The organism is Pseudomonas sp. MMS21 TM103 (assembly GCF_022132145.1).
GTDB lineage: Bacteria > Pseudomonadota > Gammaproteobacteria > Pseudomonadales > Pseudomonadaceae > Aquipseudomonas.
Map to the genome: position 1 here is coordinate 1,318,230 of NZ_JAJISP010000001.1, position 17,213 is coordinate 1,335,442.

Consider the following 17,213-nt stretch of genomic DNA (forward strand, 5'->3'; position numbering starts at 1 on the left):
GTTTACCCTCGCTGAAGTTTGCCGGTTCCGCAGCGCCGCGAGCAAGGCCGTCAGCCAAAGCGCTGGCTACTCAGCACCGATTTCTATTGATTGATTGGACAACACGCCATGCACAGCAAAACCTCGAGGCGAACGTTCGTCAAAGGCCTGACCGCCGGCGGCCTATTGGCGAGCCTGGGTCTCTGGCGGGCTCCGGCCTGGGCGGTAGTCAGCCCAGGGCAGCCCAACGTTCTCAGCGGTAGCGACTTCGAACTCTATATTGGCGAAACGCCGGTGAACATCACCGGCGCGCCCCGTACCGCGATGACCATCAACGGCAGCCTGCCTGGGCCGCTGCTGCGTTGGCGCGAGGGCGACACGGTGACCTTGCGGGTCAAGAATCGCCTGAGCCAGGACACCTCGATCCACTGGCACGGCATCATACTGCCGGCCAACATGGATGGCGTGCCCGGCCTGAGTTTTCATGGCATCGCCCCCGATGGAATGTACGAGTACCGCTTCAAGGTGCAGCAGAACGGAACCTACTGGTACCACAGCCACTCGGGGCTGCAGGAACAGGTGGGGGTCTATGGCCCGATCGTGATCGACGCCAAGGAACCGGAGCCGTTCCAGTACGACCGCGACTATGTGGTAATGCTGAGCGACTGGAGCGATGAAGACCCCGCGCGGGTCTTGGCCAAGCTGAAAAAGCAATCGGACTACTACAACTTCCACCAGCGCACTCTCGGCGACTTCATCGCCGACGTCAGCGAACAAGGTTGGTCGGCCGCCGTAGCCGATCGCAAGATGTGGGCCGAGATGAACATGAGCCCCACCGACCTCGCCGACGTCAGTGCCTATACCTACACCTACCTGATGAACGGCCGGGCGCCGAATGGCAACTGGACCGGCATCTTCCAGCCCGGCGAGAAGCTGCGCCTGCGCTTTATCAACGGCTCGGCCATGAGCTATTTCGACGTGCGCATCCCCGGCCTGAAGATGACCGTGGTCGCCGCCGACGGCCAGCACGTCAACCCGGTCAGCGTCGATGAATTGCGCATCGCGGTGGCGGAAACCTATGACGTGATAGTCGAACCGGCAGGTGCCGAGGCCTACAGCATCTTCGCCCAGTCCATGGACCGCAGCGGCTATGCCCGCGGCACCCTGGCCGTGCGCGAGGGCCTGAGCGCGCCAGTGCCCGAACTCGATCCACGCCCGCTGATCGGCATGGGCGATATGGGCATGGATCACAGCCAGATGGCTGGCATGGGCGACATGGGCGGTATGGACCACAGCCAGATGGCCGGCATGGGCGACATGGCCGGCATGGACCACAGCCAGATGGCTGGCATGGGCGACATGGCCGGCATGGACCACAGCCAGATGGCTGGCATGGGCGACATGGCCGGCATGGATCACAGCAACATGGGCAGCCCGGCCGCAACGAGCGGCGAGATGCAGTCCCACCCGGCTTCCGAGACCAACAACCCGCTGGTCGACATGCAGACCATGATGCCCACCCATAAATTGAATGACCCGGGTATGGGCCTGCGCGACAACGGTCGACGGGTCCTGACCTACGCCGACCTCAAAAGCAGCTTCGCCGACCCGGACGGCCGCGAACCGAGCCGTACCCTGGAACTGCACCTGACCGGCCACATGGAGAGGTACGCCTGGTCCTTCGATGGCATCAAGTTCTCCGATGCCGAGCCACTGCGGCTCAAATACGGCGAACGCCTGCGCATCACCCTCGTCAACGACACCATGATGGCCCACCCCATCCACCTGCACGGCATGTGGAGCGACCTGGAGGACGAAGAAGGCAACTTCATGGTGCGCAAGCACACCATCAACATGCCACCTGGCTCCAGACGCAGTTACCGGGTCACCGCCGATGCCCTTGGGCGCTGGGCCTACCATTGCCACCTGATGTTCCACATGGAAATGGGCATGTTCCGTGAAGTACGCGTGGATGAATAAGGGAATCTGCCGATGAGCCTATTAGTGAACCAAAAAATACTGGTCGGTGGCGCTTTGGCACTGCTACTGGGCAGCGCTGGCCCAGCCGTGGCTGCCGAGCCGATGGACCACGCGGCGATGGGCCATGGCGCCAAACCCGCCGTGCCGCCCAGCCAAATGGAGTCCGTCAACCACGCGGCCATGGATCACAGTCAGATGAACCACGGCAGTCGCGAGCCAGCCAGCAGCCGGACGCCGATCCCGCGGCTGACCGATGCCGATCGCGCCGCCGCATTCCCGCCGCTGGACGGTCATAAGATGCACGACAAGGCGCTCAACGGCTTCCTGCTGTTCGAAAAGCTGGAATACCAGGATGCCGATGAAGGCAGCGTACTCAGCTGGGACGCCTCGGGCTGGATCGGCGGCGATATCGACCGCTTGTGGCTGCGCTCGGAAGGCGAGCGAACCAATGGCGTGACCGAAGATGCCGAACTCCAGGCACTCTGGGGCCACGCTATCGGCCCCTGGTGGGAGCTGGTCGGCGGGGTGCGCCAGGACTTCAAGCCGGGCTCGGCACAAACCTGGGCCGCGTTCGGCGTGCAGGGCATGCCGCTGTTCGGCCTGGAAGTCGAAGCCACCGGTTTCGTCGGCGAGCAAGGGCAAAGCGCCCTGCGCCTGGAAGGCGACTACGACATGCTACTGACCAATCGACTGATCCTGCAGCCCACTGCAGAGCTGAATTTCTATGGCAAGAACGACCCTGGACGCGGCCTGGGCTCCGGCCTGGCCAACAGTGAAATCGGTCTGCGCCTGCGCTATGAAATTCGCCGAGAATTTGCCCCCTATATCGGGGTTAGCTGGAACCGCGCCTACGGCAATACCGCCGATCTGGCGCGCGATGAAGGCGGCTCTGTCAGCGAGGCTCGCTTTGTCGCCGGTATTCGACTGTGGTTTTGAGGACCTGAGATGAAAAGAACAATAAAAACCTTGGTGGCAGCCAGCATTGTCGCCAGCATCGCGGTCACCGCCGGCGCCTACTATGGCCTGGTCAACGTGGGCGCCGACGATCCCCATCCGCCTGCCGTCTATGCCTTCCTGGCCATGGCCCGTGATCGCTCGATCCTGTTGCGCTCACGGGATATCCAGGTACCCGATCTGCAGAACCAGGCCCTGATCCGCGCCGGGGCCGGCAACTACAACTCGATGTGCATCGGCTGCCACCTGGCGCCCGGTATAGCGGCTACCGAGTTGAGCCAGAGTCTCTACCCGGCACCGCTGAACTTGACCAAGGCCGGCTTCGATCGCGATCCGGCGGCGACCTTCTGGATTATCAAGCACGGCATCAAGGCCAGCGGCATGCCCGCCTGGGGCAAGAGCATGGCCGACCCCTATATATGGGGCCTAGTCGCCTTTATGAAAAAGTTGCCCGACCTCGATGCCCAGCAGTATCGGACCCTGGTTGCCAGTAGCGCGGGCCACCAGCACGGCGGGGGCGAGAGCGAGATGCACAACCATGAGGGTCAGCACAACAGCGCGGAGGCAGGCGCCGATCACCATTCCGGCGAAATGGCCGGGATGAACCACCCTGATGAAGCCGCAGCCGACCATCACGCCGGGGAAATGCCCGGGATGAGCCACCCTGATGAAGCCGCAGCCGACCATCACGCCGGGGAAATGCCCGGGACCAGCCACCACGACGTCAAGCCAGCTGCCGCGGCCCCCAAGCCTGCGAGCAAGGGCCACGTCCACGCCGATGGTAAGGAGCATCTCCATGCCGGCTGAAACCGTCGTTTCACAGATCGAGTAGCACGTGTCGCCGCCTTGGCGGCAGCGCTCATCGATGCTGCGCCCAGGGCATCGCCTCGAGCACGCGCGCCGACCTGCCGGGCATCGCCCGGCGGGCTCTGCCGGTATTCCGGACGGCGGCAGGCCTACCAGGTCATTGGCCTGCCCCGCGCCGACAGCGAACAGTGGTAGCCGGGTAACCTGCCAACCTATGGCCGATCATTGCAAATGAACAACAGGGTGGTAACCCTGATGCAGGCCAGTGCTAACGGCACAGCGCTATTCCACCGTCACGCTCTTGGCCAGGTTGCGCGGCTGGTCGACGTCGGTGCCCTTGAGCACGGCGACGTAGTAGGACAGCAGCTGCAGCGGGATGGTGTAGAGAATCGGCGCCAGGGCGTCGTGGATATGCGGCATGTTCACCACATGGGTGCCCTCGCCGTTGCGCAGGCCGGCCTGCTCATCGGCAAACACCAGCAACTCGCCGCCACGGGCACGCACTTCCTGCAGGTTGGATTTGAGCTTCTCCAGCAGCTCGTTGTTCGGCGCCACCGTGACCACCGGCATGTCGCTGTCGACCAGGGCCAGCGGGCCGTGCTTGAGCTCTCCGGCCGGGTAGGCTTCGGCGTGGATATAGGAAATTTCCTTGAGCTTGAGCGCGCCTTCCATGGCCACCGGGTACTGCGCGCCACGGCCGAGAAACAGCGCGTGGTGCTTCTCGGCGAACAGTTCGGAGACCTTCTCCACCACCGTGTCCATCGCCAGGGCTTCACCCAGGCGGGTCGGCAGGCGGCGCAATTCGTCCACCAGCTCGGCTTCCAGCTGTTTGTCCAGGCTGCCGCGGACCTGCCCGAGGGACAGGGTCAGCAGCATCAGGGCGACCAGCTGGGTGGTGAAGGCCTTGGTCGAGGCCACGCCGATTTCCGGGCCGGCATGGGTCAGCAGGCACAGGTCGGATTCGCGCACCAGCGAGCTGATGCCGACGTTGCAGATGGCCAGGCTGGCCAGGTAACCGCCCTGCTCGGGGCTCAGCGCCTTGGCGTTGCGCAGCGCCGCCAGGGTGTCGGCGGTTTCGCCGGACTGGGAGATGCTGATGAACAGGGTGTCGGGTTGCACCACCACCTTGCGGTAGCGGAATTCGCTGGCCACTTCGATCTGGCAGGGAATCCCGGCCAGCTCTTCCAGCCAGTAACGGGCGACCATGCCGGCGTGATAGCTGGTGCCACAGGCGACGATCTGCACGTTTTTCACCCGGGCGAACAGCTCGGCGGCTTGCGAGCCAAACGCCTGGACCAGCACCTGGTTGCTGCCCAGGCGGCCTTCCAGGGTGCGCTGCACGACCTTGGGCTGCTCATGGATTTCCTTGAGCATGAAATGGCGGAACTCACCCTTGTCGGCCGCTTCCGCGCCCTCGTGGTACTGCACGCTTTCGCGCACCACCGGATTGCCGTCGACATCCCATATCTGCACGCCATCGCGGTGGATCTCGGCGATATCACCTTCTTCCAGGTACATGAAACGGTCGGTCACCTGACGCAGGGCCAGTTGATCCGAGGCGAGGAAGTTCTCGCCCAGGCCCAGGCCGATCACCAGCGGGCTGCCGCTGCGCGCGGCGAGCAGGCGATCCGGCTGTTGCGCGCTGATCACCGCCAGGCCGTAGGCGCCGTGCAGCTCCTTGACCGCGGCCTTGAGCGCGGCGGTCAGGTCACCCAGGCTCTGCAGCTTGTGCTCGAGCAGGTGGACGATGACTTCGGTGTCGGTGTCCGAACTGAACACATAGCCCAGGCCCATGAGCTGAGCACGCAGTTGTTCGTGGTTTTCGATGATGCCGTTGTGCACCACCGCCAGATCAATGCCGGAGAAATGCGGGTGGGCATTGCGTTCGCTCGGCGCGCCATGGGTGGCCCAGCGGGTGTGGGCGATGCCCAGACGGCCGGCCAGCGGTTCGGCAACCAGCGCGGCCTGCAGTTCGCTGACCTTGCCCACCCGGCGGCGGCGCTCGAGCTGGCCCTGCTCATTCACCAGCGCCACACCGGCGCTGTCGTAGCCGCGGTATTCCAGACGTTTCAGGCCTTCCACCAGCACGGCGGTGATGTTGCGTTCGGCGACGGCGCCCACGATGCCACACATAGTCTTTCTCCTTTAATGCTCTACGGCGGCGCAGATCAGGTTGACCCCGCGCGCCATCAGTTGTTCACGCACTTCAGCGCTGAGGCGCTCGTCGGTGATCAGGGTATGGATGCTGCTCCAGGGCAGTTCCAGGTTGGGAATCTTGCGGCCGATCTTGTCACTCTCGACCATCACCACCACCTCGCGGGCCACCTCGGCCATCACCCGGGACAGGCCGAGCAACTCGTTGAAGGTGGTGGTACCACGGGCCAGATCGATGCCATCGGCGCCGATGAACAGTTGGTCGAAGTCGTAGGAGCGCAGCACCTGCTCGGCGACCTGGCCCTGGAAGGATTCCGAGTGCGGATCCCAGGTGCCGCCGGTCATCAGCAGCACCGGCTCGTGCTCCAGCTCGCTCAGGGCGCGGGCCACATTCAGCGAGTTGGTCATCACCACCAGGCCCGGCTTGTAGCCAAGCTCGGGAATCATGGCCGCCGTGGTGGTGCCGCTGTCGATGATGATTCGCGCATGTTCGCGGATGCGTGCCACACCAGCGCGGGCGATGGCCTGCTTGTAGGGGGAAATTGGCTGGCCGGCATCGCCGATCAGCTCCTGCGGCAGGGGTACCGCACCGCCATAGCGGCGCAGCAGCAAGCCGTTCTTTTCCAGGGCGGCGAGGTCTTTGCGAATGGTCACTTCAGAGGTGGCGAAACGCTTGGCCAACTCATCCACACTCACCTCGCCCTGCTCGGCGAGCAAGGTGAGGATGGTGTGACGACGTTGCGGCGTGTTGCGTTTCGACATGCTAAGTTTCGATTCGAAAGATAATGGTGCGAATCAAAACCTAATGAAGCTTTCGAGTCAAGAGCCGCTGGGCGACCAGACCCTTCGGCATACTCGCCCAACTCAATAGCGGGCTGCCGCTGCGCGGCGAGGCCGCACTACTTGTTGATCTTCACCGGGCGCTTCCAGGCGTCGATATTGCGCTGCTTGGCCCGGCCGACCGCCAGGGTGCCCGCCGGTATATCGGCGGTGATCACCGAGCCGGCGCCAGTGGTGGCGCCGTCACCCAGGGTCACCGGCGCCACCAGGGCACTGTTGGAGCCGATGAACACGTCCTCACCCAGTACCGTCTTGAACTTGTTCGCGCCATCGTAGTTGCAGGTGATGGTGCCGGCACCGATGTTGCTCCGCGCGCCGATCTCGGCATCGCCCAGGTAGCTCAGGTGCCCGGCCTTGGCACCCTCGCCCAGCACGGCGTTCTTCAGTTCGACGAAGTTGCCGACATGCGCCTTGGCCCCCAGCACGCTGCCGGGCCGCAGACGGGCGAAGGGACCACAGTCGGCGCCCTCGCCCAGTTCGGCGCCGTCCAGATGACTGTTGGCCTTGACCAGCGCGCCCTTGCGCAGGGTGCTGTCCTTGATCACGCAGTTCGGCCCGATCTGCACGCCATCCTCGATGACCACCCGGCCTTCGAGGATCACATTGATGTCGATCAGCACGTCGCGTCCCACCGTCGCCTCGCCGCGCAGGTCAAAACGCGCCGGATCGCGCAGGGTCACGCCCTGGGCCATCAGGCTGCGGGCGGCACGCTGCTGGTAATGACGCTCCAACTCGGCCAGTTGCAGGCGATCGTTGGCGCCCTGCACTTCCATCGCATCCAGTGGTTGCTCGGTGGCCACGACCAGGCCGTCGGCCACCGCCATGGCAATCACGTCGGTGAGGTAGTACTCGCCCTGGGCATTGCTGTTGGACAGGCGCGCGAGCCAGTCGCCCAGACGCTTGCCGGGCACGGCGAGAATGCCGGTGTTGCCTTCGCAGATCTGCCTTTGCTCGGGCGTGGCGTCCTTGTGCTCGACAATCGCCTTCACCACGCCAGCCGCATCACGCACGATACGGCCATAGCCGGTCGGGTCGATCAGGTCGACGGTCAGCAGCGCCAGTTGCTCGGCGCCGACCCGTTCCAGCAAACGCTCGAGGGTGGCAGTCTCGATCAGCGGCACATCGCCGTAGAGAATCAGCACGCGCTCGGCAGTCAGCGCCGGCAGGGCCTGGGCCACGGCATGGCCGGTGCCCAGTTGTTCGTTCTGCAGGACGAAGTTCAGGTCATCTGCGGCCAGTCGCTCACGCACCAGGTCTGCGCCATGCCCGATCACCACATGGATGCCGACAGGTGAAAGCTGTCGGGCGCGGTCGATGACGTGCGCGAGCATGGATTGTCCGGCGATCGGATGCAGGACTTTCGGCAAGGCGGAGCGCATGCGGGTGCCTTGGCCGGCGGCGAGGATGACGATATCGAGAGACATAGGCAGACACTGATCCAAAAAATGCGGACAAAGAAAAAGGGTAGCCAAGGCTACCCTTTTACTGACTTTCGATGAAGTGCAACGTCTAGCTTGGTATCAGCTGCCGCCGTACTTCTTGCGCAGCTGCTGGACGGTGCGCAGCTGAGCTGCGGCCTCGGCCAGACGAGCGGCGGCGGAACCGTAGTCGAACTCGGCGCCTTTTTCATGCAGGGCCTTCTCGGCAGCCTTGACGGCTTCCTGAGCAGAGGCTTCGTCGAGGTCGGCAGCACGCTGCACGGTGTCGGCAAGAACCTTGACCATGTTCGGCTGCACTTCAAGAAAGCCACCAGAGATGTAGTACACCTCGGTTTCGCCACCCGGCATGACCAGACGAATCGGGCCCGGCTTGAGGTCGGTGATCAGCGGCGCGTGACCCAGAGCGATACCCAGATCGCCCAGGTTGCCGTGCGCAATCACCATCTCGACCAGACCGGAGAATATTTCGCCTTCTGCGCTGACGATGTCGCAATGGACTGTCATAGCCATATCTAGCCTCACAAAAGCGCCCGTCTCCGGGCGCACGGGTGATTACAGTTTCTTCGCTTTCTCGATGGCTTCTTCGATGCCGCCGACCATGTAGAACGCCTGCTCCGGCAGGTGATCGTAATCACCTTTCAGAATACCGCTGAAACCAGCGATGGTGTCCTTCAGGGAAACGTACTTGCCAGGCGAACCGGTGAAGACTTCGGCGACGAAGAACGGCTGCGACAGGAAGCGCTGGATCTTACGCGCACGGGATACCAACTGCTTGTCGGTTTCCGACAGCTCGTCCATACCCAGGATCGCGATGATGTCCTTAAGTTCCTTGTAACGCTGCAGCACGTACTGCACGCCACGCGCGGTGTCGTAGTGCTCTTGACCGATCACGTTCGGGTCAAGCTGACGCGAGGTGGAGTCGAGCGGGTCGACCGCTGGGTAGATACCCAGGGAGGCGATGTCACGGGACAGTACGACGGTGGCGTCCAAGTGGGCGAAGGTGGTCGCCGGGGACGGGTCAGTCAAGTCATCCGCAGGTACGTAAACGGCCTGAATCGAGGTGATCGAACCGTTCTTGGTCGAGGTAATACGCTCTTGCAGGATACCCATTTCCTCAGCCAGCGTCGGCTGATAGCCCACGGCGGAAGGCATACGGCCCAGCAGAGCGGATACTTCGGTACCGGCCAGGGTGTAACGGTAGATGTTGTCGACGAACAGCAGAACGTCGTTACCTTCGTCACGGAACTTCTCGGCCATGGTCAGGCCGGTCAGTGCTACGCGCAGACGGTTGCCTGGTGGCTCGTTCATCTGACCGTAAACCAGGGCTACCTTGTCGAGAACGTTGGAGTCCTTCATCTCGTGGTAGAAGTCGTTACCCTCACGGGTACGCTCGCCCACACCGGCGAACACGGAATAACCGCTGTGCTCGATGGCGATGTTACGGATCAGCTCCATCATGTTTACGGTCTTGCCGACACCGGCACCACCGAACAGGCCGACTTTACCGCCTTTGGCGAACGGGCAGATCAGGTCGATAACCTTGATGCCGGTTTCCAGCAGGTCGTTGCCGCCCGCTTGTTCAGCGAAGGACGGCGCAGGACGGTGAATGCCCCAACGCTCTTCTTCGCCAATCGGACCGGCTTCGTCGATCGGGTTACCGAGTACGTCCATGATCCGGCCCAGGGTCGCTTTACCGACCGGTACGGAGATGGCAGCGCCAGAGTCGATAACGTCCAGACCGCGCTTCAAGCCTTCGGTAGAACCCATCGCAATGGTACGAACCACGCCGTCGCCCAGCTGTTGCTGAACTTCCAGAGTGGTTTCCGCGCCTTGTACTTTCAGCGCGTTGTAGATGCTCGGAACCTGATCGCGTGGGAATTCCACGTCGATCACGGCGCCGATGATTTGTACGATACGTCCGCTACTCATAGCTGGATCCTCTGAATATTTGAACCGGTATCAGACCGCGGCTGCGCCGCCAACGATTTCCGAGATCTCTTGGGTGATCGCCGCCTGACGTGCCTTGTTGTAGATCAGCTGCAAATCGCTGATCAGATCACCGGCGTTGTCGGTAGCGTTCTTCATCGCGATCATCCGCGCCGCTTGTTCAGCCGCGTTGTTCTCGACCACCGCCTGGTACACCTGCGACTCCACGTAGCGCACCATCAAGCCGTCCAGCAGCTCCTTGGCATCGGGTTCATAGAGATAGTCCCAGTGATGCTTGAGCTGTTGATCCGAATCAGCCACCAGGGGAATCAACTGTTCCACTGTCGGCTGTTGCGTCATGGTGTTGACGAACTTGTTCGAGACCACGGACAAACGGTCGATGCGGCCATCGAGGTACGCATCGAGCATGACCTTGACGCTACCGATCAGATCATTGATCGACGGTTCTTCGCCCAGGTGGCTGATCGCAGCAACGACATTGCCACCAAAGCTGCGGAAGAAAGCCGCACCCTTGCCACCAATCACGCAGAGGTCGATCTCTACACCTTGTTCGCGGTTTACCACCATGTCCTTGACCAGGGCCTTGAACAGGTTGGTATTGAGGCCACCACACAAGCCACGGTCACTGCTCACCACCACATAACCAACGCGCTTTACTTCGCGCTCGATCATGAACGGGTGACGGTATTCCGGGTTGGCGTTGGCCAGATGACCAATCACCTGGCGGATGCGCTCCGCGTAAGGACGGCTGGCAGACATGCGCATTTGAGCCTTGCGCATCTTGCTGACAGCTACCTTTTCCATGGCGCTGGTGATCTTTTGCGTGCTTTTGATGCTCGCAATCTTGCTGCGAATCTCTTTTGCGCCTGCCATTTGACACCTATCGGGTTAGCAGGCGGAGGTCATAAGACCTCCGCTGCGGCTTACCAGGTTTGGGTGGCCTTGAACTTCTCGATACCGGCTTTGAGGCCAGCGTCGATTTCGTCATTGAAGTCACCCTTCACGTTGATCTTCGCCATCAAGTCGGCGTGATCGCGGTTGAAGTAAGCAATCAGAGCTTGTTCGAAGCTGCCGATTTTGACGATTTCGATGTCCTGCAGGTAGCCACGTTCGGCCGAGTACAGGGACAGCGACATGTCGGCGATGGACATCGGCGCGTATTGCTTCTGCTTCATCAGCTCGGTAACGCGCTGACCATGCTCAAGCTGCTTGCGGGTGGCTTCGTCCAGGTCAGAAGCGAACTGGGCGAAAGCCGCCAATTCACGGTACTGAGCCAGAGCGGTACGGATACCACCGGAAAGCTTCTTGATGATCTTGGTCTGAGCGGCACCACCTACGCGGGAAACCGAAACACCGGCGTTCACTGCCGGGCGAATGCCGGAGTTGAACATGGCCGATTCCAGGAAGATCTGACCGTCGGTGATCGAGATCACGTTGGTCGGAACGAACGCGGAAACGTCGCCAGCCTGGGTTTCGATGATCGGCAGAGCGGTCAAGGAACCGGTCTTGCCTTTCACTTCGCCATTGGTGAACTTCTCGACATACTCTTCGGACACGCGCGATGCGCGCTCCAGCAGACGGCTGTGGAGATAGAACACGTCGCCCGGGTAGGCTTCACGGCCTGGCGGACGGCGCAGCAGCAGGGAAATCTGGCGGTAAGCCACGGCTTGCTTGGACAGATCGTCATACACGATCAGCGCGTCTTCGCCACGGTCGCGGAAGTATTCGCCCATGGTGCAACCGGAGTACGGTGCAATGAATTGCAGCGCAGCGGATTCGGAAGCACTGGCCGCGACGATGATGGTGTTAGCCAAGGCGCCGTTTTCTTCCAGCTTGCGCACCACGTTGGCGATAGTCGATTGCTTCTGACCAATTGCTACGTAGACACACTTAATGCCGCTGTTCTTCTGGTTGATGATGGCATCGATCGCCAGAGCGGTTTTACCGATCTGACGGTCACCGATGATCAGCTCGCGCTGGCCACGGCCAACCGGGATCATGGCATCGACGGCCTTGTAACCGGTTTGCACCGGTTGGTCGACCGACTTACGCCAGATCACGCCCGGTGCAACCTTCTCAACCGCGTCGGTAGCGACGTTGTTCAGCGGGCCTTTACCGTCAACCGGGTTACCCAGGGCATCGACTACGCGACCCAGCAGTTCCGGACCAACCGGAACTTCGAGGATGCGGCCGGTGCACTTGGCGCTCATGCCTTCAGCCAACGACTGATAGGCACCGAGAACCACGGCGCCGACAGAGTCGCGCTCAAGGTTCATCGCCATGCCGTAAACGGCACCCGGGAACTCGATCATTTCACCGTACATAACGTCGGCGAGACCGTGAATGCGCACAATACCGTCGGATACGCTGACGACAGTGCCTTCGTTACGGGCTTGCGAGGCAACATCGAGCTTGTCGATGCGGCCCTTGATGATTTCACTTATTTCGGAAGGATTGAGTTGCTGCATAGCTCTGCTGCCCCTTCAAACTCAAGATTTCAATGCTTCGGCCAGCTTCGCGATTTTGCCGCGAACTGAGCCATCGATAACCAGGTCGCCGGCGCGGATTACGACACCACCGATAAGGCTGGCATCCTCCGTTGCATGCAGGCGCACTTCCCGGTTGAGCCGTGCACTGAGAACCTTGGCGAGTTTGTCTTGCTGTTCATCGCTCAATGCAAAGGCACTGGTGACATCCACGTCGACCGATTTTTCCTGTTCGGCTTTGTACAGCTCGAACAGATCGGCGATCTCCGGCAGCAAGGCCAGGCGATCGTTTTCGGCGACAATGTGAATGAAATTGCGTACCTGGGCGTCGAACTTGTCACCACACACCTCGTTGAAGGTGGTGGACTTATCTGTACTCGTCAGACGCGGAGCCCCGAGCATGCGCTGGATGGTGTCGTCTTGCGACACCGCAGCAGCCAGGCCGAGCATGGCTGACCAAGAGGCCAGTTGCTGGTGGGCCTGGGCATACTCAAAGGCAGCCTTGGCGTAAGGTCGGGCCAGCGTGGTCAGTTCTGCCATGATCGCGCCCTCGCTTAAATTTCGGCTGCCAGTTTGGAAACCAGCTCCGCATGCGCGTTTTGGTCGATAGATTTGCCCAGGATCTTCTCGGCACCGCTGACGGCCAGGCTACCCACTTGGGCACGCAAGGCGTCTTTGACGCTGTTCAGTTCCTGTTCGATCTCGGCCTGAGCCTGAGCCTTCACGCGGTCAGCTTCGACACGGGCCTGGTCACGGGCTTCGTCGACGATCTGGGATCCACGCTTCTTGGCTTGCTCAATGATTTCGGCTGCTTGGCCTTTGGCTTCGCGCAGTTGTTGGGCCACTTTATCTTGGGCCAACTCCAGGTCACGAGCCGCACGGCTGGCAGCGTCCAGTCCATCTGCAATCTTCTTCTGACGATCCTGCAAAGCCGTAATGACCGGAGGCCACACGAACTTCATGCAGAACAGCACGAAGATGAAGAAGGCAACGGACTGGCCAATCAGGGTTGCATTAATGTTCACGCCAACACCTCGCTCGTTCGTTGTCCATCAAACCAATCCACTCGAATACTCGAGTGATTAGCCTGCAATTTGACCAACGAAGGGGTTCGCGAAGGTGAAGAACAGTGCGATACCAACACCGATCATGGTCACGGCGTCGAGCAGACCGGCGACGATGAACATTTTAACTTGCAGCATCGGTACCATTTCCGGCTGACGCGCTGCGCCTTCCAGGAACTTGCCGCCCAGCAGGCCGAAACCAATGGCGGTACCCAGGGCACCCAGGCCAATCAGCAGTGCTACAGCGATCGCGGTCAGACCAACTACAGTTTCCATCTTTCCTCCCGACTTTTATGTCGTATTGGTTTAAGGTTTTCTAAGGTAAAGCGGTAAAGCTAAATCATTGCCTGTGTTGCCCTTGCGGGCGTCCACCTCGAGCAGAGCGCAGCCTCATCTGCCGTTTCCCCGGAGGGGAAGGGCATCGAGGATGCGCATTGCGCCCTTAGTGGTTGTCTTCGTGCGCCATCGACAGGTAGACGATGGTCAGCATCATGAAGATGAACGCTTGCAGCACGATGATCAGGATGTGGAACACCGCCCACGCCCACTGCAAGACGATACCCAGACCGCCCAGCAGCAAGCCGCCGCTGAACATGACTGCGATAAGGATGAAGATCAGCTCGCCGGCGTAGAGGTTACCGAACAGACGCAGCGCCAGGGAAATCGGCTTGGCGATCAGGGTCACCAACTCAAGCAGCAAGTTGACCGGCACGAACAGGGCCTGGACCAGAACGTTCTTGCTGCCAAACGGGTGCAGGGTCAGCTCACCGATGAAACCGCCGATACCCTTGACCTTGATGCTGTAGTAGAGGATCAGGGCGAACACCGACAGGGCCAGGCCCAGGGTCGCGTTCGGATCGGTGGTCGGCACCACGCGGAAGTACAGGTGCGGGTCGCCGACGAGGGTCGCGGCCAGCAGCGGCAGCCAATCCACCGGGATCAGGTCCATGAAGTTCATCAGGAAGACCCAGACGAAGATGGTCAGACCCAGCGGTGCGATCAGTGCGTTGCGACCATGGAAAGTGTCTTTGACACTGCCATCGACGAACTCAACCAGGACTTCGACTAAATTCTGCAGACCACCCGGTTGCCCGGAAGTGGCGCGCTTGGCTGCAGCGCGGAACAACAGAATGAAAAGCAGGCCGAGCACCACCGACACCAACAGGGTATCGACATGGAATGCCCAGAAGCCCATTTCTTGAGCTTCCCTGACGTTGTGGGCAAAGCTCCAGCCATTAACCGGGTGCTGACCATAGGTCAGGTTGGTCAAATGATGCTGGATATAACCCGAAGCGGTTTCTGCAGCTGCCATATATCCCTCGAGCGCTAAGGTCTTAAAAATCTTATTTTCATTAGCAAGGGTGAGAACCAGTTGACCAACTGGGTCAACAGGAATACGCCGAATACTGCCAGCGCATCCAATGGCTTCACACCTGCAAACGTCAGTGCAAATAGCACTGCCGTCAAAATCAGTTTGCCCGCTTCACCGGCATAAAAAGACCGGACTATCGCCTGGGCGGCCCGCGCTCCACTGAAACGGAACGCCTTGTGGGCAAAGTACAAATTCGGCAACCAGGCAATCAGGCCACCGCACAACCCCGAATAACCACTAACTGCTCCGCGTGTGACATACAGCACCGCAGCCGCTAACAGTAGTACAGCCAACTGGGTCAGCAAGACCGGAAACACCGCTAAACGATGAAAGGGCGTGCGATTTGGCTTGCGAACATCCATCGTCACAGTCCCTACGGCGTCGGCCGCCTTAAATCAACGACTTGGCATATTTCCTGCCGACAAAAGCGCGCAAAGTATAGGGGCGCAAGTCCCACGGTTCAACTGTCAGGTAGTGATTTCCGTGAACCTGCTACATGGTCAATTGTTTCAGCGAATGTGGGCCAGAACACCCTGCAATTCATCCAGCGAGCTGTAACGAATCACCAGTTGACCTTTGCCCTTCTGTCCGTGCTTGATCTGCACCGGAGAGCCCAGGCGCTCAGCCAGACGCTGTTCCAGGCGACTGATATCCGGGTCGGTCTTGGGCGTCACAACCGGCTTGTCCTTGCCACTCAACCACTGGCGAACCAGGGCTTCGGTTTGCCGCACTGTCAGCCCGCGTGCGACAACGTGTCGCGCCCCTTCGACCTGTTGCTCCGCTGGCAAACCAAGCAGAGCGCGCGCATGGCCCATCTCCAGGTCACCATGGGACAGCAGGGTCTTGATCTCGTCCGGCAGACCGATCAGGCGCAGCAGGTTGGTGATGGTCACGCGGGATTTGCCCACGGCCTCAGCCACCTGCTGCTGGGTCAGCTGGAATTCCTGCTGCAGCCGTTGCAGGGCAACGGCCTCGTCGATCGGGTTGAGGTCTTCACGCTGGATATTCTCGATCAGCGCCATGGCAATCGCCGCCTCGTCGGGCAGTTCGCGCACCATCGCCGGGATCTTGTCCAGGCCAGCCTGCTGGCAGGCACGCCAGCGCCGTTCTCCGGCGACGATCTCGAAACGGCCTTCGCCAATCGGCCGCACCACGATCGGTTGCAGGACACCCTGGGCCTTGATCGACTGTGCCAGTTCCTCCAGCGCGGTGGCATCCATGTCGCGGCGCGGTTGGTACTTGCCGCGCTGGATCAGGTCCAGTGGCACGTATTGCAGCTCGCGGCTATCGACCTGGGCGGCTTCTTCCTGCAGAGCAGTGACGGTGGTGCCCCCCAGCAGGGCGTCCAAGCCTCGTCCCAGCCCTCGTTTCTTGACGGCCATGCGGAGTTCCTTATGCGGTTGCGGTGTGGGCGCCGGCGCGCTGACGGCGAACTAGTTCGCCAGCCAAGGCCAGGTAGGCAATGGCGCCACGGGATTGCTTGTCATAGACCAGCGCCGGCATGCCGTAGCTGGGGGCCTCGGCTAGGCGAATGTTGCGCGGGATAACGGTTTGATACAGCGTGTCGGGGAAATGCTGCTTGAGCTGCGCCGATACATCGTTGGTCAGGCTGATACGTGGGTCGTACATGGTGCGCAGCAGGCCTTCGATCTTCAGCGAAGGATTGAGCATTTGCGCAATGCGCTGAATGCTGTTGATCAGGTCGCTCAAGCCTTCCAGGGCGAAATACTCGCATTGCATGGGGATGATCACCCCATCGGCGGCCACCAGGGCATTGACCGTGAGCATCGACAGCGCCGGCGGGCAGTCGATGAGGATGTAGTCGTAGTTCTCGCGGATTGGCGCCAGGGCGTTACGCAGGCGACTTTCCTTCATTTTCATTTCCAGCAGGCCAACTTCCGCAGCCGTCAGGTCACGGTTGGCCGGCAGCAACTGGTAACCGCCGTGCTCGGAATATTGCATGGCCTCGATCAGGTTGCATTCACCGATCAACACGTCGTAGATCGAATGCTCCAGGGCATGCTTATCCACACCGCTGCCCATGGTCGCGTTGCCCTGTGGATCAAGATCGATCAGCAGTACGCGGCGCTTGGTCGCAACCAGCGAGGCCGCCAGATTGATGCAGGTGGTGGTCTTGCCCACGCCGCCTTTCTGGTTGGCGATTGCGAATACTTTAGCCATGTTGCGTTCC

General features: G+C 61.0%; 17 protein-coding genes. 3 read left to right on the top strand and 14 right to left on the bottom strand.

Annotation, left to right across the window (positions count from 1 at the left end; genetic code table 11):
- The first annotated feature begins 108 nt into the window (after window positions 1-108).
- From LJY18_RS06045 to LJY18_RS06055, 3 genes are read left to right on the top strand one after another with little or no spacing between them, the layout of a single operon-like run.
- A complete protein-coding gene (locus tag LJY18_RS06045; RefSeq protein ID WP_238040874.1) occupies window positions 109-1,959 on the top strand; it encodes a copper resistance system multicopper oxidase in 1,851 nt (616 codons plus the stop codon).
- Between the two features lie 12 nt (window positions 1,960-1,971).
- Window positions 1,972-2,895, top strand: coding sequence for a copper resistance protein B (locus tag LJY18_RS06050; protein ID WP_238040875.1), 924 nt, complete (start codon window positions 1,972-1,974; stop codon window positions 2,893-2,895).
- Between the two features lie 9 nt (window positions 2,896-2,904).
- Window positions 2,905-3,720, top strand: a complete 816-nt coding sequence (locus LJY18_RS06055; RefSeq protein ID WP_238040876.1) for a c-type cytochrome — start codon at window positions 2,905-2,907, stop codon at window positions 3,718-3,720.
- Between the two features lie 282 nt (window positions 3,721-4,002).
- On the opposite strand, the gene glmS is transcribed toward LJY18_RS06055, so the two are convergent.
- From glmS to LJY18_RS06125, 14 genes are all read right to left on the bottom strand, one after another.
- Window positions 4,003-5,853, bottom strand: coding sequence for a glutamine--fructose-6-phosphate transaminase (isomerizing) (gene glmS / locus LJY18_RS06060; protein ID WP_238040877.1), 1,851 nt, complete (start codon window positions 5,851-5,853; stop codon window positions 4,003-4,005).
- 12 nt (window positions 5,854-5,865) lie between these two features.
- The gene (locus tag LJY18_RS06065; protein WP_238040878.1) at window positions 5,866-6,636 is read right to left on the bottom strand and encodes a DeoR/GlpR family DNA-binding transcription regulator; all 771 of its coding nucleotides are present in this window, start codon (window positions 6,634-6,636) and stop codon (window positions 5,866-5,868) included.
- 137 nt (window positions 6,637-6,773) lie between these two features.
- Window positions 6,774-8,138: a bifunctional UDP-N-acetylglucosamine diphosphorylase/glucosamine-1-phosphate N-acetyltransferase GlmU gene (gene glmU, locus LJY18_RS06070; RefSeq protein WP_238040879.1), complete on the bottom strand. Its 1,365-nt coding sequence runs from the start codon at window positions 8,136-8,138 to the stop codon at window positions 6,774-6,776.
- A gap of 96 nt (window positions 8,139-8,234) precedes the next feature.
- A complete protein-coding gene (locus LJY18_RS06075) occupies window positions 8,235-8,663 on the bottom strand; it encodes a F0F1 ATP synthase subunit epsilon (RefSeq protein WP_238040880.1) in 429 nt (142 codons plus the stop codon).
- Between the two features lie 42 nt (window positions 8,664-8,705).
- A complete protein-coding gene (atpD, locus tag LJY18_RS06080) occupies window positions 8,706-10,082 on the bottom strand; it encodes a F0F1 ATP synthase subunit beta (protein ID WP_238040881.1) in 1,377 nt (458 codons plus the stop codon).
- A 30-nt stretch (window positions 10,083-10,112) separates the two neighbouring features.
- Complete coding sequence (gene atpG, locus LJY18_RS06085; protein WP_238040882.1) at window positions 10,113-10,973, bottom strand: F0F1 ATP synthase subunit gamma; 861 nt, start codon at window positions 10,971-10,973, stop codon at window positions 10,113-10,115.
- A 50-nt stretch (window positions 10,974-11,023) separates the two neighbouring features.
- Window positions 11,024-12,568 carry a F0F1 ATP synthase subunit alpha gene (atpA, locus tag LJY18_RS06090; RefSeq protein WP_238040883.1) on the bottom strand — a complete coding sequence of 515 codons (1,545 nt, stop codon included), beginning with the start codon at window positions 12,566-12,568 and terminating at the stop codon, window positions 11,024-11,026.
- A 21-nt stretch (window positions 12,569-12,589) separates the two neighbouring features.
- Complete coding sequence (locus LJY18_RS06095) at window positions 12,590-13,126, bottom strand: F0F1 ATP synthase subunit delta (protein WP_238040884.1); 537 nt, start codon at window positions 13,124-13,126, stop codon at window positions 12,590-12,592.
- 14 nt (window positions 13,127-13,140) lie between these two features.
- A complete protein-coding gene (locus LJY18_RS06100) occupies window positions 13,141-13,611 on the bottom strand; it encodes a F0F1 ATP synthase subunit B (RefSeq protein ID WP_238040885.1) in 471 nt (156 codons plus the stop codon).
- A 57-nt stretch (window positions 13,612-13,668) separates the two neighbouring features.
- A complete protein-coding gene (atpE, locus tag LJY18_RS06105; protein ID WP_003097235.1) occupies window positions 13,669-13,926 on the bottom strand; it encodes a F0F1 ATP synthase subunit C in 258 nt (85 codons plus the stop codon).
- A 166-nt stretch (window positions 13,927-14,092) separates the two neighbouring features.
- Entirely contained in the window at window positions 14,093-14,962 is an 870-nt protein-coding gene (gene atpB / locus LJY18_RS06110; RefSeq protein ID WP_238040886.1) for a F0F1 ATP synthase subunit A, read from the bottom strand.
- 14 nt (window positions 14,963-14,976) lie between these two features.
- A complete protein-coding gene (locus LJY18_RS06115) occupies window positions 14,977-15,384 on the bottom strand; it encodes a F0F1 ATP synthase subunit I (protein ID WP_238040887.1) in 408 nt (135 codons plus the stop codon).
- A 147-nt stretch (window positions 15,385-15,531) separates the two neighbouring features.
- On the bottom strand, window positions 15,532-16,404 hold the full coding sequence (locus LJY18_RS06120; RefSeq protein ID WP_238040888.1) for a ParB/RepB/Spo0J family partition protein: 873 nt from the start codon (window positions 16,402-16,404) through the stop codon (window positions 15,532-15,534).
- 10 nt (window positions 16,405-16,414) lie between these two features.
- Window positions 16,415-17,203 carry a ParA family protein gene (locus tag LJY18_RS06125; RefSeq protein ID WP_238040889.1) on the bottom strand — a complete coding sequence of 263 codons (789 nt, stop codon included), beginning with the start codon at window positions 17,201-17,203 and terminating at the stop codon, window positions 16,415-16,417.
- Window positions 17,204-17,213 lie beyond the last annotated feature (10 nt).

Excerpts from the sequence above, each read along its gene's own strand:
- atpB (WP_238040886.1), bottom strand. The coding sequence starts at position 14,962 with ATGGCAGCTGCAGAAACCGCTTCGGGTTATATCCAGCATCATTTGACC.
- LJY18_RS06065 (WP_238040878.1), bottom strand. The coding sequence starts at position 6,636 with ATGTCGAAACGCAACACGCCGCAACGTCGTCACACCATCCTCACCTTG.
- LJY18_RS06075 (WP_238040880.1), bottom strand. The coding sequence starts at position 8,663 with ATGGCTATGACAGTCCATTGCGACATCGTCAGCGCAGAAGGCGAAATA.
- atpA (WP_238040883.1), bottom strand. The coding sequence starts at position 12,568 with ATGCAGCAACTCAATCCTTCCGAAATAAGTGAAATCATCAAGGGCCGC.
- LJY18_RS06115 (WP_238040887.1), bottom strand. The coding sequence starts at position 15,384 with ATGGATGTTCGCAAGCCAAATCGCACGCCCTTTCATCGTTTAGCGGTG.
- LJY18_RS06045 (WP_238040874.1), top strand. The coding sequence starts at position 109 with ATGCACAGCAAAACCTCGAGGCGAACGTTCGTCAAAGGCCTGACCGCC.
- atpE (WP_003097235.1), bottom strand. The coding sequence starts at position 13,926 with ATGGAAACTGTAGTTGGTCTGACCGCGATCGCTGTAGCACTGCTGATT.
- LJY18_RS06050 (WP_238040875.1), top strand. The coding sequence starts at position 1,972 with ATGAGCCTATTAGTGAACCAAAAAATACTGGTCGGTGGCGCTTTGGCA.
- glmS (WP_238040877.1), bottom strand. The coding sequence starts at position 5,853 with ATGTGTGGCATCGTGGGCGCCGTCGCCGAACGCAACATCACCGCCGTG.
- atpD (WP_238040881.1), bottom strand. The coding sequence starts at position 10,082 with ATGAGTAGCGGACGTATCGTACAAATCATCGGCGCCGTGATCGACGTG.
- atpG (WP_238040882.1), bottom strand. The coding sequence starts at position 10,973 with ATGGCAGGCGCAAAAGAGATTCGCAGCAAGATTGCGAGCATCAAAAGC.
- LJY18_RS06055 (WP_238040876.1), top strand. The coding sequence starts at position 2,905 with ATGAAAAGAACAATAAAAACCTTGGTGGCAGCCAGCATTGTCGCCAGC.
- LJY18_RS06120 (WP_238040888.1), bottom strand. The coding sequence starts at position 16,404 with ATGGCCGTCAAGAAACGAGGGCTGGGACGAGGCTTGGACGCCCTGCTG.
- glmU (WP_238040879.1), bottom strand. The coding sequence starts at position 8,138 with ATGTCTCTCGATATCGTCATCCTCGCCGCCGGCCAAGGCACCCGCATG.
- LJY18_RS06095 (WP_238040884.1), bottom strand. The coding sequence starts at position 13,126 with ATGGCAGAACTGACCACGCTGGCCCGACCTTACGCCAAGGCTGCCTTT.
- LJY18_RS06125 (WP_238040889.1), bottom strand. The coding sequence starts at position 17,203 with ATGGCTAAAGTATTCGCAATCGCCAACCAGAAAGGCGGCGTGGGCAAG.